Raw genomic sequence first — 15,298 nt, 5'->3', positions numbered from 1 at the left:
GGGCACCGTCGTCCGCCCGGACCACCGACGCGAACCCGCACCACACCGCAAGGGAGAGGGCATTGACCGACCACCCGGCCGCGCCCGGTACGGCGCGGCGCCTGAGCTGGATCTACCCCGACCGGGGCACCGCCTGGCTGCGGCAGGCCGAGCAGGATGCGGTCTGGGGGCCGTACCAGGAGATCGCCGCCGACCTGGGCCTGGAGTTCACGGTGAACAAGCCCGAAGAAGTCGCGGTCGACGCGACCGACCCGGGGCGGCCCAAGGTCTACCTCGACGGTGCGCCGGTCACCCCGGCCGACACCATCTTCGTCACCTCGCTGTACTCCCTGCCGCACCAGACCCAGGACGTGTGCAACCAGGTGTTCCTGTTCACCATTCTGGAACGGCTCGGCTTCTACCTGCCGATCCCACCGGCGCTGTCCTACATCGGCGAGGACAAGCTGGCCAGCGTGGTGCACCTGGCCGGCAGTCCGATCCCGCTGCTGCCGACGGTCCGGGTGGGCAGCGGCCGGGAGGCGATGGCCGGGCGCAGCGACGCCGCGCTCGCCGCGCTGCCGTTCCCGTTGATCGTCAAACCCGCCTACTGGGGCATGGGCCTGGGCATCTCAGTGGTGCACAACATGCACGACCTGAAAGGCCTTATCGGACTCGCCGGTGGCTCGGACACCGCGCTGGTCGCCCAGCCCTACCTCAAGGTGGTACGCGAACAGCGGGTGTACGTCGTCGACGGGCAGGCGCACACCGTGCTGTACGGCTACAAGGACGGCTACTGCCTGGCCGTCACCAAGGCCAGCGGCGGTCGGCACGAACGCGGCTACTCCGCTCTGCCGCCGGAACTCGCCGACACCGTCGCCTACGTCGCCGAACGGCTGCCCACGCCGTACTTCACTCTGGACTTCCTCTTCGACGGCGAGCGGCACTGGGTGTCGGAGATCGAACTCGACGGCGCGGTCGCGTTCAACGGCATTCCCGAGCAGGACGCCGCCGCCCGGGCGATCGTGCGGGCCCGGTTCGAGGCGTACCTGGCCGGATTCGCCCGGTGGCACGCCGCTGGCGACGACCAGCCGCGTCGGCGGCAGGGATGATCGGCGCGGTGCCCTGGGACGCGCTGCGCGACCAGGCCCGACGTAACGCCGCCGCCGGTGCCCCGGCCGTGCCGGACGCCGCCGCCGGACTCGCCGACCTGCCGGTCACCGGACCGGACGAGATCTTCGCCGTCTCCCACGCGGTGACCCGGCGGACCGGTGCACTGCTGCTGTCCAGCGGCGGCACCACCGGGCAGCCCAAGCTCACCTACGTGGCGTACCACCAGGCCATCGACCGGCTGCTGCAGCAGTGGCGACCGCTGGTCGGCGGTGACCTCCTGCTCAACCTGTTCACCCCCGGAAGGCTGTGGGCGTCGCACTACTACATGCAGGAGCTGGCCGGACGCTGCGGCGCCGACGTGGCACCGTTCGGTCCGATCACCCCCGAGGAGGTCGATGGCTGGCTGCCGACCCTGCGTCGGCTCGGCGTCAACGCGGTCGCCGGCACCCCGACGGCCCTGGCCGACCTGGCCCGGGGCGTACTCGACGCGGGCGCGGCCACCCCGATCGCAAAAATCATCTGGATGGCCGAGCCGTGGACCGAGGAGAAGGCGACCATCGTGCGGAAGGCGTTCCCGCAGGTCCAGCTATGGGGCAACTACGGCTCGGTCGAAACGTACGTCATCGCCACGAACACCCCGGCCTGCGACCCCTCGGTGCTGCACCTGATGCCCGACCAGGTGCTCGAGCTCGACGACGCCGGCGCCCTGCTGTCCAGAGTGGGTGACGGCTGGACGGTGCCGACCGTAAGGTACCGGCTCGGCGACCGGGTCGCGGCGGCGACCTGTGTCTGCGGCCGACCGGACGCGCTGCGGGTGCGGGGCCGCGCCGACGACGCGATCAAGCTGCACGGCGCGCTGGTCGGCATCGGTACGGTGCTGGACATCGTCCGCGCCGCACCAGGGGTACGCGACGCACAGCTGCTGCTGCGGCGGGCCGCCGGTGAACGCCACTCGGTCAGCGCGGTGACCGTGCACTACACCGGGGACGCCGACCCGGCGGCGGTACGCACCCGGCTGCTGCACCAGTTCTACGATCTGGGCGTCGTCGCCCGGCACCACCCGACGGCGGTCGCCGTCGAGCAGGTGCCGCGGCTGCGCCGGGTGGAACGCACCAACAAGATCCCCCCGATGATCTGGCTGGAGCCGACCGGATGACGACCGTGAGCGAGCCGAAGCTGTTGACCAGACTGCGCGGCAACCCGTGGGCGGTGCTGGCCGTCCTGTCGTTGGCGTACTTCCTCACCCAGCTCGACGTGGCGGTGCTCGCCGTCGCGGTACCCAGCATCATGGCCGACCTCGACGCGTCGGCCGACCAGGTGGTGTGGTCGCTGAGCGCCTACATCTTCCTGCTGGCGATGGCTCTGATCACTGCCGGCCGGCTCGGTGACCTCTACGGCCGTCGGCGGATCTTCCTGATCGGGGTCGCCGTCTTCACCGCCGCCAGTGTCGCGGCGGGCCTGGCCCAGGGGCCCGGCCAGCTGATCGCTGCCCGCGCGGTGCAGGGTCTCGGCGCGGCGCTACTCACCCCGCAGACCCTCGCCCTGCTGATGGAGGCCTTCCCACCGGACCGCCGGGGCACGGCGTTCGGCATCCGGGGCGCGGTCGGCGGGATCGCCGCGATCAGCGGACCGGCCGCCGGCGGGGTGCTGGTCAGCACCCTCGACTGGCGGTGGATCTTCTGGCTGAACCTACCGCTCGGGTTGCTGATGCTCGTGGTCGGCCGGCTCGTGCTGCCCGAGGTCGCGCAACGCGTCCGCCGCCGGCTCGACGTGACCGGTGTGGTGCTGGCCTCGGCGGTGTTGTTCTGCCTGGCGTTCGGCATCAGCCAGGGCGAACGGTACGGCTGGAACGCCGGTATCTGGGCGACGCTCGGCGTGTCCGGGGTGTGCGTGGCGGCCTTCCTCGCGCAGCAGCGCCGCCGCCAGGACCGGGAGCCGCTGGTGCCGTTCACCCTGTTCCGGCAGCGCAACTTCCCGCTGATGAACGGCTTCTCGCTGACCACCTCCGGCACCGTCATCGGCCTGGTGCTGGTGCTGTCGCTGTACTTCCAGCAGGTGCTCGGCCTCGACGCGTGGGCCGCCGGGCTGATGATCGTGCCGGCGTCACTGTTCTCCACCCTGCTCGACCCGGTGGCCGGCAAACTCGCCGACCGGGTCCAGGGACGCTACCTGCTGCTGGTCGGGGCGGTGGCCACCGTCGCCGGCATGGCGTGGGCCGCGGTCGAGATGCGCGACGGTGCGACGTGGACGGCGTTCGTCGCCCCGATGTGCGTCATCGGTGTCGGCAACGCTTTCCTGTTCACCCCGCTGGCGGTGGTCGCGTTGTCCGACGTCGAACAGCAGCAGGCCGGCGCCGCGTCCGGGGTGCTGATCACCTCGTTGCAGATCGGTTCGATGCTGGGCGCCGCGGCCGTCGGTGCCCTGCTGCACAATCAGATCGGCGAGGTCGTCACCGTCGGGGCGGCCCGCGCGGCGATGCTGCTGCTGGCCGGGGTGGCCGTGCTGGGCAGCATCGCCTGCCTGGTCGCCGGCCCGAACCTGACCAGGACGACATCGCAACCGTGACGGCGGTCGTCGCCGGCCTGACCGTGGCCCACTGACTTCGCCACCGGTGTGACGCCTCGGCGCGCGGAGCCCAGGTGATCTATCCGCGGCGCGACGTGAGCCGTCAGACGTGCACCACCACGACCCGCTGCTCCTTCGGCCGGTCCAGCTCCTCGACGAGGCGGTTCATGTCGTCCGGGTCGCTGGTCAGCAGCACGACGGGACGCGGCATCTCCAAAGCGGTAACGGCAACCACCGCGTCGATGGCACAACGGTGCCCCGACAGCCCGGTCGCTCCGAGAAGTTCACCTGCCCGCCTGCCGATCTGCGGGCTCACCGGCTGCACCACGATCCTCGACAGCACCCTGTGGAGGCGGGCATCACGCGGCCCACCTCGAAGGACCTCCGTCAGCGTGACAGCACTCGCCACGACCCTGGCGCCGCGTTCCCGGGCCGCCTCCAGGAAGGCCCTCGACTTGTTGTCGCCCTGTGCGAGCTTTACCAGGCCTTCGCTGTCGAGTACCAGCGTGCCGCCTGTTCCTACCGCCCGTCTGGCCATGACGCCCTCGCCTCGTCCAACGCGTCAGGTGGCACAGGTCCGTGCTCCGAGCGGAGGAGATCCGAAAGCTCCCCGATGAGATCCGACTCAAGCTGTCGAGCGACCGCTTCAGTCACGTACTGGCTGAACTCCCCCCGGCCCACCCGCTGCTGCACGGCGATAGTCAAGTCTTCTGGCATCGACACACTCACTTTGCGTGCGCGGCCGACCAGCCGGAGCCTGCGGCCAGCGCCGGACGCCTCGCCCACGACGGCTGCTTCCAACTCAGCCAGCAGGTCGGGCGACGCTGCCCCAGGGTCACGAATCGCCTCCAGGACTTCCGGGAGCATCAGACGCAGGCGATCCGCAGGGTCGCCCGCGCCCGGTGGGAGCGGTTCGACAGCCATACGGCCAATGCTACCAGCGGTAGGAACCTTGCGCCGTCACCATCGAAGCGGACGACGGGTCAGCGGCACCCGTTGGGCTTGGTGGCCAGGGGGACTAAATTTGCTCCCTTACTGCCGCCACTATCAACATATAGCGCATAGGTGGTCTTGCGGCAAGACCCGGGTCGTCGCGCACAATCGCGTTCCTACGCCAGTTCTCCGGCATTTGCCAATCGCTGGATGCTGCGCTTTTCCGCCGACCCGAGAATGGAGCTGATCGAGGTGCGCCCGTTGACCACCAGAGCGTTCGATCTCCCCGACCGGCTGCACGCCAAGGCCGACCCGAAACTGATCGCCGACGACGAACGGCATTTCGCGGCCGTCGCACACCGCCTCGATTAGCTGGCCACCGACCTTTCGGAGCGGCTCGACGGGGCCCGGAAGGCACCGGCCGGCGGGGGCCAGCGGGCGTTGGACCGCGACCAGGAGGTCCGTCGGCTCACCGTACGGCTGCGGGCGCTGCGCCGGTTCGGCCTCGACCTGTGTCTTGGCCGGATGGTCCCCGACGACCGTTCGAACCCGGTGTACGTCGGACGGCAGGGGCTGACCGACGACACCGGCCGTCAACTGCTGCTCGACTGGCGCTCCCCCGCCGCCGAGCCGTTCTTCGGCGCCACCCACGGCAACCCGATGTGCCTGGTCAGCCGTCGGCGTTACCACTGGACGATGGGCCGGATCAGCGACTACTGGGACGAGGTGTTCAGCGCCGACGCGCTCGACGGGCACGCCGCCCTCGACGACCAGTCGGCCTTCATCGCCAGCCTCGGCGGGCACCGGTCGGACCGGATGCGCGACGTGCTGGCCACCATCGCCGCCGACCAGGACGCCATCATCCGCGCCGGCTCGGCTGGTGCCCTCGTCGTCGACGGCGGACCCGGCACCGGCAAGACCGTCGTCGCCCTGCACCGCACCGCGTACCTGCGCTACCACGACCCCCGACTCGGCCAGCGTCGCGGCGGGGTGCTGTTCGTCGGACCGCACCAGCCCTATCTGGCGTACGTCGCCGACGTCCTGCCCAACCTCGGCGAGGACGACGTGCAGACCTGCACCCTGGCCGGCCTGGTCGCCGAGGGTGCAGGCGCAGCGGCCGAACCCGACCCTGAGGTGGCCCGGCTGAAGTCGTCGGCGCGGTGGGAGGCGGCGGTCGAGGCGGCCGTCCGGTTCTACGAGGAGCCGCCGCAGACCGCGACGACGGTGGCCACCGGTTGGACCGAGCTGACCATCACTCCCGGCGACTGGGCCGACGCGTTCGCCGCACCCGGGCCGGGTGTGCCGCACAACGAGGCCCGCGAGCAGATCATGGACGAACTGCTGACCATTCTGGTCGGTCGCTACGACGGCGACGAGCCGGAAGACCAGGTCCGCGCCGCACTGGACCAGAACCGGTCGCTGCGTACGGCGGTCAACCGGGCCTGGCCGCTGCTCGACCCGGCCGACATCGTCGCCGACCTGTGGTCGGTCCCGGCCTACCTGCGCCGGTGCGCGCCGTGGCTCGACCCGGCCGAGATCCGTACGCTGCAACGCGCCGACCCTCGGGCCTGGACAGTCGAAGACCTGCCGCTGCTGGACGCGGCCCGGCTGCGTCTCGGTGACGCGCAGGCGTCCGACCGCGAGCGGCGGCACCGGGCGGCGGTGGCCGTCGAACGGGTCCACCGGGCCCGGGTGATCGACGACCTACTCGACGCGCACAGCTACGACGACGGCGAAGGCGTCCTGGCGATGCTGCGCCACCAGGATCTGCAGGAAACGCTGATCGACGAGACGGCCGGGCCGGACGCCGACCCGGACGCGTTGGCCGGCCCGTTCGCGCACATCGTGGTCGACGAGGCGCAGGAGTTGACCGACGCGCAGTGGCAGATGCTGCTGCGCCGCTGCCCGTCGCGCAGTTTCACCATCGTCGGTGACCGCGCCCAGGCCCGGCACGGCTTCACCGAGTCGTGGCCGGACCGGCTCGCCCGGATCGGGGGGACCGGACACCCTGCGGGACCTGGTCACCCAGCTCGGACCGCAGGCGCGCGCCGCCACGCCCGGCGAGGCCGCCCGCGCCGGGGACGTCGTCGTGGTGACGACCCCATTCAAGGCCTACCTCGATGTCCCCCATCGCGCCGCTGCGCGGCACGGTCGTCATCGACACCATGAACTACTACCCGGAACGCGACGGCCACTTCCCCGAACTCGACGCCGGCCGGACCACCACCGGCGAACTGCTCCAGGCCCACCTGCCCGAGTCGTTCGTCGTCAAGGCGTTCAGCAACATCTTCTTCAAACACCTGGCCACGCTCGGCCGGCCCGCCGGCGCCGCCGACCGCAGCGCCATCGCCATCGCCGGTGACGACCACAACGCGAAGGCCACCGTCGCCGCCCTCATCGACACAATCGGCTACGACGTCCACGACGCGGGCGCCCTCGCCGACAACCGCCGGTTCGGCCCTGGTACGCCGGCCCACCACGCCTACCTCGACCCGGACGGCATGTTCACCGCCCCCGGCCGGCCGGCCGACGCGGCCCGACTCGCCGAACTCCTCGACAGCAACTGACCGGCCGCCAGCCGGCTAGCAGCCGGCTAGGAGACTCCGTGCCGACCTGCGTCAGGCCACCAGGCCACGACGATAGGCGTAGATCACTGCTTGGACGCGGTCACGCAAATCCAGCTTGGTAAGAATGCGCGAGACGTACGTCTTGACGGTCTCCTGGCTGATCACCATGGCCGCGGCGATCTCGCTGTTCGACAGGCCGTCGGCCATCAGCCGCAGCACCTCCAGTTCGCGCGGGGCCAGCGGGACCTCACCCGACGGGTCAGCGACCGGGCGGACCCGTTCCGCGTACCGGCCCACCAGACCGCGGGTCACCTCCGGAGCGAGCAGCGCCGCGCCGGAGGCGACCGTGCGGATGCCCTGGAGCAGCTGGGCCGGGGGCGCGTCCTTGAGCAGAAATCCGCTCGCCCCGGCGCGCAGCGCCTCGTACACGTACTCGTCGAGGTTGAACGTGGTCACCACGAGCACTTTGACCGGCGCCGCCACCCCCGCGCCCGCCAGCATGCGGGTGGCGGCGATGCCGTTCAGGACCGGCATCCGCACGTCCATCACCACCACGTCCGGGCGCAGCCGGCCAGCCAGGTCAACCGCCGTCTGCCCGTCGCCGCACTCCCCCACCACCTGCAGGTCGGGCTGCGCGCCGATGATCGTGGCGAACCCGGTACGGACCAACGCCTGGTCGTCGCAGACCAGGACCCGCAGCGGCACCGTCATGACGGATCCCCTGCGGGGATCCGGGCGCGGACCACGAACCCGCCGCCGGGCCGCCGTCCGGCGCTGAACTTTCCGCCGAGCGCACCCACCCGCTCACGGAGACCGGCGAGGCCACGCCCGCTGCCACCCGGTGACGCGGCGTTCGACCCTGTGCCGTCGGTGTGAACTTCCACAGTGACCTCCCGCACGTCGTAGCGCACCTGGACCACGGTTCGGCCGCCGTGGTCGTGTTTCAAGGCGTTCGTCAACGACTCCTGGACGACCCGGTACGCTGCGGCCTCGGCGCTTCCGGCCACCTCGGGTGGCCTGCCCTGCTGCGTGAACTCCACCGGCTGCCCGCCTTGCCGGGTTTGTTCAACGAGCGAGGCGAGCGAGTAGAGCGGGCCAACGGAACTGTTCGGACCGGTGTCGCCGTCCGCCGACGTGCGCGCCCCGGTTCCGTGATCCGGATTGAGCAGGTCAAGCAGGTGCCGCAGGTCCCCGACGGCTCGCCGGCCGGTGTCGGTGATCGCGGTCAGGCTCTCGTCGAGACGCTCCGGGGCAGCGGTCAGATATCGTGCCGCCTCAGCCTGCACCACCATCGCGGTCACGTGATGCGTCACCACGTCGTGCAACTCCCTGGCGATCCGGGTACGCTCCGCAGCCCGGGTACGCTCCGCGACATGCCGCCGGTGATCCGCCTCGGCGGCCCGCGACATCCGCAGCCACGACCCGACGCCCCAGGCGAAGGCCAACGCCAGGTAGAAGGTCCCGAACCCGATCACTCCCTCGGTCGAGCCGTGCCGGTGCAACGCGACGGCCAGCACCACGTACCCCACCGTGGCCACCGCGACAGTTGTGCGTCGGTGGCGGCCCAGGTGCAGCCCCGCGCTCAGCAGTGCGATCGGCAGGGCCATACCGGCAACCGTGTGGTAGAAGCGCAGCTGATCGATCGCGAAGCCGAGCGCCACCAGACCGAGGCAGAGGGCCGGCAGGCGCCGTCGCACCACGAGCGGCAGACACTCCAGCGCCAGCACCACGCCGGTCAGCCCGTCGAACGGGCGACTGGGCAGGTCACCGAGCTGTGTTCCACGACTGTGCAGCGCGGGCACCAGCGACGCGACCACGAGCAGCAGCGCGAGCGGCAGATCTCGGACCACGACGTCGGACCGCCGCCACAGCTCCGGCAGGCCCCGGAGATCGATCACCGGGCGACTGTAGCGTTCGTCCTGGCCCGACACGGGACGATGTGACCGCGGCGACGCGCGAGCCACAGAAAGAACACGGTCAGCGCCACCCCGGCGCCGACCGTGTAGAGGCTGCCCTCGGGCCCGAAATCGCCACCGGTCAGCAGATCCGGACCCGACGTCGTCGCTTCCAGCAGCCCATGCGGCTCTCCGTTGCCGGAGACCACCGTGCCGAAAATGCCGGCTGCGACGAAGTTCCAGCCAAAGTGCAACCCGATCGGCACCCACAGATTCCGGGTGGCCGCATAGCAGGCGGCGAGCATGAAGCCGGCCGAGATCACGATGGCGACCGCGCCCCACAGCCCGGCGTCCGGATTGCCCAGATGGAACAGACCGAACAGCACCCCGGTCAGCACCAAGGTGAACCAGGTGCCGAGTCGTTCCTCGACGATCCGGAACAACACGCCACGGAAGAGTAGCTCCTCCGTCACCGAGGCGGCCGCCATGAGACCGAGCAGGTCGGCGGCGCCGCTCACCGAGCCCAGGCCGTGCACGTGGTAGCCGCCGAGGAGGGCGATGTTGGCAATGACGGCGCCGAACATCCCGGCCCCGATCAGCACCCCCACGGCAGTTCTGACGACTGCCCCGGAAGCAGCCACCTCGACGGGGGCGCGCTGTTCGGTGCGCCGCACCACCCACCGGTAGACAAGGACGACGGCGACGCAGGTCACGACACCGATGAGCAAGGTGAGCCAGGCGTTGTCCTGTAATGCAGCGGCGCTGCCGCCACCGACGAAGGCGACTGCCCCGACGGCCACCAACTGTTTCACCAGACGCACGAGGATTCCCTTCACCAGGCCGCGACCTGGGTGCCGCGGCTACGACGAAAACGCTATGGCTGCGACGGACAGCCCACTTCACCCCGCAGTGGACACTTACCGGTAGCTCGCACGGGGGACACGTCCGCCGGGCGACTCGACGTGCCGATCGGTGGCAGGCGTAGATTCGGCGGTCGATGGCCACCTGTGACGATGTCCGCCGGGCGCTCGCCGCCCTCGCCGACCCGCGTCGCGCGGAGCAGGCACGCCGGTTCCTGCAGATCCGACCCGGCGGGTACGGCGAGGGCGACCGGACGATCGGCGTACCGGTGCCGGACCAGCGCCGGGTGGCCGGTCGATACTGGCGTGACCTGTCGTTGGCCGAGACGACCCTGCTGCTGACCAGCGAGGTACACGAGGAGCGGCTGACGGCGATCTTCATCCTGGTGCGGATGTTCGACAAGGGCAGGCAGCGGCAGCGGGCCGCCATCTTCGACACCGTGCTGGCCCACACCGACCGGATCGACAACTGGGACCTGGTCGACTCGTGCGCCCCGTACATCGTCGGGCCGTGGCTGTTGGGCACCGACCGGACGGTGCTGGACCGGCTGGCCGCCTCCGAGCTGGTCTGGGACCGGCGGATCGCGATCATCGCGACGTTCGCCTTCATCCGGGTCGGGGACTTCGACTGGACGTTGCGGCTGGCCGAGCGGCTGCTGCACGACCCGCACGACCTAATCCACAAGGCCGTCGGCTGGATGCTGCGCGAGGTCGGCAACCGCGACCGTACGGTGGCCGAGACGTTCCTGACCCGGCACCAACGCGACATGCCGAGGGTGATGCTGCGGTACGCGATCGAGAAGTTCGAGCCGCAGCGTCGCGCCGCGTACCTCGCCGGCACGGCCTGACCGCGCCAGTGTCCGCCTCACCTGCCCGGCCCGACTTGCGGGGGGTCCGGGTCGCCTACGACACCGTGGCCGGCGACTACGCGGCCCGCATGCCGGACACCCGCGTTGAGGCACCGCTGGATCTCGCCATGATCGACACCTTCGCCGAGGCGGTCCGCTCCAGCGTCGACCCGCTGGTGCTCGACGCGGGCTGCGGTGCGGGTCGGATGAGCCGGTATCTCGCCGACCGGGACTGTCGAGTGGTCGGGGTCGACCTGTCACCAGGCATGATCGCCATGGCCCGCCGCGACCACCGAGGGCTGCCGTTCGCCGTCGGCTCGCTGGCCGACCTTCCGTTCCCGGACTCCCGGTTCGCGGGTGTACTGCTGTGGTACTCGACGATCCACGCGCCACCGGCCGGTCAGGGCCGCGTCTTCGCCGAGGCCGCCCGGGTGCTGCACCCGGGCGGCCGGGCTGCGCGAGGTGTGCCGGCTGGTCCGTCGCGCCCGGGGCGCCGAACGCGAGGACCAGGCGGTCATGCTGGCGACGGTGCGGTGACCCCCGGATGCCCGCCCGACCCCGTGGTCCGGGCGGGCATCCGCAGCTGTCGCGATGTCACTCGCAGAAGACCTTCACCTTGACGTCGGGCTGGTCGACGTCGACCGTGAGATCGTCGAGCTGCTCGACCAGCTCCTCGATGTGCTGCGGCTTGAGCTGGGTCAGGTCGATCGGCACACCCGACTTGGCCAGCTCCGCGTTGACGTGGGTCAGCGCCTGTGGCGGGATCAGGCTGGTGAGCCGGACCCCGGCGCGCAGCAGCTGCAACGGGACCCGGACGTTGACCCGGCCCGGCTCGTCGCCGCTGGGTCCGTCGGCGAAGTCCGCCATCACCCGCAGATACTTCGGCCGGGCCTTCGGGCCGGATGCGCCCCCCGGCGTCGCATCAGGCTGCTCTCGGTCGAGGGCGTCGATCAGCCGCTCGGCCTCCTCAGCGGTGATCTTGCCTTCGGCCAGCATCTCCAGAATCTGGCGGCGCTGCTCGTTCATCGTCACTCCGCTTCGACGGGCTCAGGTCCACCTGGACCTGGCTGCGGCGTTCACCACGCAGCCGGGCGGCGACCCGTCAGCTCTGCTTCACCTTCTGGCGGCCGAGCGCACCGCACCTCAGATCTTCCAGGTGCACGATCAGACCCGCACGCTGGTCACCGCCATGCTGGCCCGGGAACGTCGCGCCGCCACACCCAGCCTGCGCGCCTTGGCAGTGCGCGCCAGGATCGATGCCAACTGATCATGACTGGCACCGGCAAACCGACGCTGTACCTGGTTTCCTCCGCCGCTCCGCCGATTCACAACATCGACGAGTGCGTCGCCCTGTTGCAGGCCGACGGATGGTCGGTGTGCCTGATCGTCACGCCTACTGCGGCGACTTGGATCGACACGGACAGGCTCGCATCCCAGACCGGTTTCCGGTCGCGTCCCGACTTCGCGCCCCTGACGAGCCCGGAACACTGCCGCGCGCCGACGCCGTCGTGGTGGCACCGGCGTCCTTCAACACGATCAACAAGTGGGCCAGCGGAATCAGCGACAACTTGGCGCTGGGTGTACTCAACGAGGCCCTTGGCACCGGGCTTCCGATAGTCGTCTCACCGTACGCAAAGCCGGCCCTCACCCAGCATCCCGCCTACCGAGCATCCGTCCGGACCCTGTCATACGTCGGCGTCCAGTTCACCGAGGACGAAGCTCTGAAACCACCAATTGGAAGCGACAGATTTCGATGGGGTGTAGTTGCCGAAGCGTTCCGCGCCACCGATTGATCACGCCTCCGCTGAACAGCCACCAGGACAACGCCTCCGCATTCAACAGTTGATCAACGGACCGCCGCCCACGTCGACCGGACGCACGGCCCCGGCGTTGTTCCTCTATGTCTGACTTGATCATTGTTTGTCAGATGTCGTAGACGGCGAAGGTGTCGGCGCGGTCGTGGAGGTCACGGCGGGCGTGGGCGATGTTGGCGCGTCCGGCGAGGCGGAAGGTGTTCAGGGCCAGGTTGCGCATGGCGGCCAGGTTGCGGGGAGCCGCACCCGTCCTGAGCTGGGAGTAGTCCCCGTTGAAGGTGACGTCACGGGTCCAGTGCAGGCGGGTTTCCACCGACCAGTGTCCTCTGACGTAGGCGTTGAGGTGTTGCGGTCCGGCCTGGGTGGCGTCGAGGCTGACGATGCCGTGGATGATCTGTTTGCTGGTGCGGATCCCGTCGAGTCCGCCGGTGTCGCGGCGTAGCCGGAAGACCTGGCGGGCTCCGGGGAACAGGGTGTCGTCGCAGCCGGTGACGCGGATCGTGCGGCGTTCGGTGCGTCCGTGTCCGCGATCGGCGTCGACGTCGGTCCGGTCGGCGAACTCGGTGTCGGTGCCGGACAGCAACGTGTGGGCGGCGCGCAGGGCGAGCGGCTGGTTCCCCTTCAGGATCAGCATGTAGTGGGCGTTCAGGGTGTCGGTGATCAGCCGGGCGGTTTTCCTGGTGGTGTGCAGGGCGTCCAGGGTGAGGAGCATGCCGGCGACGTCGAGCTGTGTGAGTAGGTCCTCGGTCGCGGTGGCCTCGCCGCGTTTGTCGGCGACCTGGCGTTGGCCCAGGATCACGGCACGGTCGTGGGTGACGGCGGCGACCAGGAACACCTGTCCGGTGGGGGTGCGGGTGCCGTGCAGCAGTTTCCCGTCGATCGCGGCGGCGGGCAGCAGCCCGGCCGGTGCCGGGTGGGTGAACGCCCGGGTGGCGGCCCGGCGTTGTTCGCGTTCGGTGGGTTCGTCGACGCTGGTGGGGATCCGTGGGGCCGGGGCGTCGCCGCGTGCCACGTCCGCGGCGTAGCCGCAGGTCGCCGTGTCGAGGGCGTCGCCGTCGACGGCGGCCAGGACCCGCCGGAAGGTCCGTTCGCTCGGGACGAGGTAGCGGCTGGTCAGTGGGTCACGGCGGGCGCCGAGGCGGTGCAGGACGTCCTGTGGGGTCCGGGCCGCCCACTGCCGGATCGCGGTCAGGCTGTCGTTGCCGGCGACGAGGGTGGCACACGCGGTCAGGACCAGGATCACCAGCAGCGGATGGCGCCGTCCGCGCGGCCGGCGGGGGTCCGGCACCCGGGCCAGGCGTGCTACCAGGGGCGACACCATCGACAAGGGATCGGCCGGGCCGGTGGAGAGTTCGGCTTCCCACAACGCCAGATCGGCGAGGTGGTCAACAACGGGGTCGGTCAGGGAAGATGTCGTCACGAGCGCGGCTCCAGCGATGAACTTCGAGGCTAGTCACCCGCAAGATCATCAGGAGTCGCGCTCGTCCCGCAACTCAGCCGACGTCCGATTTCCAACACGGACAGAACGACTCAAGCCGGAACAACGCCGGGGCCGTGCGACCGGACGTGTCCCAACCCGCCAACCGATCCAGCGGTAGAGACACCGTGGCCGCACACCTAACCGAAGTTCAAGAGCAGATGACGTAAATACTGGCCTGCACCGGCGTTTCGTACGGTTCTACGTCATCTGATCTTGAGTCGGCTTCCCTCTGTATAGGCTGGTCCAGAATCCGTCGATCAGCACGGTGGTGTCGGGTGCCACGCCAGATGTCCTGTAGTGGGAGCACATCAGTGGCGACGGGTCATGATCTCGGTGCCGAGGACGGTCAACAGTCGCAGCTTGTCTGCCGCTTCGCTGCCAGGTGCCGCTGTGTAGACGACGATGCGCAGGTCGGCGCCGTGCGCCGACAGCACATCGCAGTCGAGTTCGACTTCGCCGACGTGCGGATTGTCGACGGTCTTTCGTTCGCTCCTGTGGTGCGCGACGGCGGAGCCTTCCCACAGTCGCGCGAATTCAGGGCTCGATGTCCGCAGCGTGCCGATCATGTCCTTCAGTTCGCGGTCGGCAGGGTAGCGCGTCGCCACGTCGCGCAGGTCGGCCACGAGTGACGCCTTGTGCGCCTGCGGATCCGGATGCCGCACGCGCCCCGTGTCGTCGTGGAAGGTTCGCCACACGATGTTCGCCGACCGGAGATCGCGGTCGTGCCAGTCGTCGCCGGTCAGCGCGGCCCACACATCGTTGTGCTGGATGAGGGTCCAGGCCGCGTCGAAGACGGCGATCGGGGTGTCGGCGAGACGGTCGAGCACGCGCTGCACGCTGGGGCCGATGTGCCGGGGCACCAGTCCGCCCGGTTGGGGCGCGTGCCCCGCCAGGCGGCAGGCCAGTTCATACTCAGCGTCGGACAGGCGCAGCGTTCGTGCGAGCGAGCGCACGATAGCGACGCTGGGATGCGCGCGGCCCTGTTCGAGGCGTTTGATGTAGTCCGGTGAGATGCCAGCGAGCCAGGCGACCTCTTCGCGGCGCAATCCCGCCGTCCTGCGCGTGCCTGACCTGAAGGGCAGGCCCACGTCTGCCGGCTGCAGGCGGGTGCGCCAGGAGCGCAGCACCGCCGCGAAGTTGGGTGCGTCGTGCATCACCCCATTGTCGGCCTTCTTCCCGGCCTTCGATCGATGCGTGGGTGGCCCGAAGTGGGCCAGGCTGCCGCCCGGAACCGGTGCCAAGGTCGA

14 protein-coding genes and 2 pseudogenes are annotated in these 15,298 nt (G+C 70.1%); 9 read left to right on the top strand and 7 right to left on the bottom strand.

Translation table 11 applies throughout. The features are described 5' to 3' along the window. Nucleotides 1-62: 62 nt before the first annotated feature. The 3 genes from O7610_RS01970 to O7610_RS01960 are packed head-to-tail and all read left to right on the top strand — an operon-like array spanning nucleotide 63 to nucleotide 3,654. Entirely contained in the window at nucleotides 63-1,088 is a 1,026-nt protein-coding gene (locus O7610_RS01970; protein ID WP_289212517.1) for an ATP-grasp domain-containing protein, read from the top strand. Continuing rightward, nucleotides 1,043-2,245, top strand: coding sequence for an AMP-binding protein (locus O7610_RS01965; RefSeq protein WP_289212516.1), 1,203 nt, complete (start codon nucleotides 1,043-1,045; stop codon nucleotides 2,243-2,245). Before O7610_RS01970 ends, O7610_RS01965 begins: the two co-directional genes overlap by 46 nt. Next, a complete protein-coding gene (locus O7610_RS01960) occupies nucleotides 2,242-3,654 on the top strand; it encodes a DHA2 family efflux MFS transporter permease subunit (protein ID WP_289212515.1) in 1,413 nt (470 codons plus the stop codon). Before O7610_RS01965 ends, O7610_RS01960 begins: the two co-directional genes overlap by 4 nt. 103 nt (nucleotides 3,655-3,757) lie before the next feature. Here O7610_RS01960 and O7610_RS01955 read toward each other — a convergent pair whose 3' ends face one another. After that, complete coding sequence (locus O7610_RS01955; protein WP_281554054.1) at nucleotides 3,758-4,192, bottom strand: type II toxin-antitoxin system VapC family toxin; 435 nt, start codon at nucleotides 4,190-4,192, stop codon at nucleotides 3,758-3,760. A gap of 632 nt (nucleotides 4,193-4,824) precedes the next feature. Here O7610_RS01955 and helR point away from each other — a divergent pair. From helR to O7610_RS01940, 3 genes and pseudogenes are all read left to right on the top strand, one after another. After that, nucleotides 4,825-6,582 (top strand): annotated as a pseudogene (gene helR, locus O7610_RS01945) (RNA polymerase recycling motor ATPase HelR); the annotation flags it as partial. Continuing rightward, nucleotides 6,518-6,664, top strand: a pseudogene (locus tag O7610_RS30530) (hypothetical protein); the annotation flags it as partial. The pseudogenes helR and O7610_RS30530, both read left to right, overlap by 65 nt. Before the next feature lie 43 nt (nucleotides 6,665-6,707). After that, on the top strand, nucleotides 6,708-7,154 hold the full coding sequence (locus O7610_RS01940) for an NADPH-dependent F420 reductase (RefSeq protein WP_348650091.1): 447 nt from the start codon (nucleotides 6,708-6,710) through the stop codon (nucleotides 7,152-7,154). 51 nt (nucleotides 7,155-7,205) lie between these two features. Here O7610_RS01940 and O7610_RS01935 read toward each other — a convergent pair whose 3' ends face one another. From O7610_RS01935 to O7610_RS01925, 3 genes are read right to left on the bottom strand one after another with little or no spacing between them, the layout of a single operon-like run. Beyond that, nucleotides 7,206-7,865: a response regulator gene (locus O7610_RS01935; protein ID WP_281554044.1), complete on the bottom strand. Its 660-nt coding sequence runs from the start codon at nucleotides 7,863-7,865 to the stop codon at nucleotides 7,206-7,208. After that, the gene (locus O7610_RS01930; RefSeq protein ID WP_281554043.1) at nucleotides 7,862-9,052 is read right to left on the bottom strand and encodes a sensor histidine kinase; all 1,191 of its coding nucleotides are present in this window, start codon (nucleotides 9,050-9,052) and stop codon (nucleotides 7,862-7,864) included. Before O7610_RS01930 ends, O7610_RS01935 begins: the two co-directional genes overlap by 4 nt. Continuing rightward, entirely contained in the window at nucleotides 9,049-9,870 is an 822-nt protein-coding gene (locus tag O7610_RS01925; RefSeq protein WP_281555512.1) for a CPBP family intramembrane glutamic endopeptidase, read from the bottom strand. The genes O7610_RS01930 and O7610_RS01925 overlap by 4 nt, the downstream gene beginning before the upstream one ends. Nucleotides 9,871-10,046: 176 nt before the next feature. Here O7610_RS01925 and O7610_RS01920 point away from each other — a divergent pair, with 176 nt between their 5' ends. Continuing rightward, nucleotides 10,047-10,757 carry a DNA alkylation repair protein gene (locus tag O7610_RS01920; RefSeq protein WP_281554042.1) on the top strand — a complete coding sequence of 237 codons (711 nt, stop codon included), beginning with the start codon at nucleotides 10,047-10,049 and terminating at the stop codon, nucleotides 10,755-10,757. A gap of 8 nt (nucleotides 10,758-10,765) precedes the next feature. After that, nucleotides 10,766-11,377: a class I SAM-dependent methyltransferase gene (locus tag O7610_RS01915; protein ID WP_289212514.1), complete on the top strand. Its 612-nt coding sequence runs from the start codon at nucleotides 10,766-10,768 to the stop codon at nucleotides 11,375-11,377. Here the strand turns inward: O7610_RS01915 and O7610_RS01910 are convergent. Further along, nucleotides 11,352-11,783 (bottom strand): SHOCT-like domain-containing protein, encoded by a 432-nt coding sequence (locus O7610_RS01910; RefSeq protein WP_281554040.1) that lies wholly within the window; start codon nucleotides 11,781-11,783, stop codon nucleotides 11,352-11,354. The genes O7610_RS01915 and O7610_RS01910 overlap by 26 nt on opposite strands. Before the next feature lie 230 nt (nucleotides 11,784-12,013). Here O7610_RS01910 and O7610_RS30525 point away from each other — a divergent pair, with 230 nt between their 5' ends. Next, nucleotides 12,014-12,550, top strand: coding sequence for a flavoprotein (locus O7610_RS30525; RefSeq protein WP_353850319.1), 537 nt, complete (start codon nucleotides 12,014-12,016; stop codon nucleotides 12,548-12,550). A gap of 130 nt (nucleotides 12,551-12,680) precedes the next feature. On the opposite strand, the gene O7610_RS01905 is transcribed toward O7610_RS30525, so the two are convergent. Together O7610_RS01905 and O7610_RS01900 are read right to left on the bottom strand one after the other, a co-directional pair. After that, nucleotides 12,681-13,991 carry an ISAs1 family transposase gene (locus O7610_RS01905; protein ID WP_289212513.1) on the bottom strand — a complete coding sequence of 437 codons (1,311 nt, stop codon included), beginning with the start codon at nucleotides 13,989-13,991 and terminating at the stop codon, nucleotides 12,681-12,683. A 368-nt stretch (nucleotides 13,992-14,359) separates the two neighbouring features. Further along, nucleotides 14,360-15,205, bottom strand: a complete 846-nt coding sequence (locus O7610_RS01900) for an MmyB family transcriptional regulator (RefSeq protein WP_289212512.1) — start codon at nucleotides 15,203-15,205, stop codon at nucleotides 14,360-14,362. Nucleotides 15,206-15,298 lie beyond the last annotated feature (93 nt).

Source organism: Solwaraspora sp. WMMA2065 (assembly GCF_030345075.1).
Taxonomy (GTDB): domain Bacteria; phylum Actinomycetota; class Actinomycetes; order Mycobacteriales; family Micromonosporaceae; genus Micromonospora_E.
The sequence above is the reverse complement of the archived record's forward strand: the minus strand, read 5'-3'. Positions and strand labels throughout refer to the sequence as shown.

Coding starts and splice junctions, on each gene's coding strand:
- O7610_RS01900 (WP_289212512.1), bottom strand. CDS start 15,205: ATGCACGACGCACCCAACTTCGCGGCGGTGCTGCGCTCCTGGCGCACC.
- O7610_RS30525 (WP_353850319.1), top strand. CDS start 12,014: ATGCCAACTGATCATGACTGGCACCGGCAAACCGACGCTGTACCTGGT.
- O7610_RS01910 (WP_281554040.1), bottom strand. CDS start 11,783: ATGAACGAGCAGCGCCGCCAGATTCTGGAGATGCTGGCCGAAGGCAAG.
- O7610_RS01940 (WP_348650091.1), top strand. CDS start 6,708: ATGTCCCCCATCGCGCCGCTGCGCGGCACGGTCGTCATCGACACCATG.
- O7610_RS01955 (WP_281554054.1), bottom strand. CDS start 4,192: ATGGCCAGACGGGCGGTAGGAACAGGCGGCACGCTGGTACTCGACAGC.
- O7610_RS01920 (WP_281554042.1), top strand. CDS start 10,047: ATGGCCACCTGTGACGATGTCCGCCGGGCGCTCGCCGCCCTCGCCGAC.
- O7610_RS01935 (WP_281554044.1), bottom strand. CDS start 7,865: ATGACGGTGCCGCTGCGGGTCCTGGTCTGCGACGACCAGGCGTTGGTC.
- O7610_RS01960 (WP_289212515.1), top strand. CDS start 2,242: ATGACGACCGTGAGCGAGCCGAAGCTGTTGACCAGACTGCGCGGCAAC.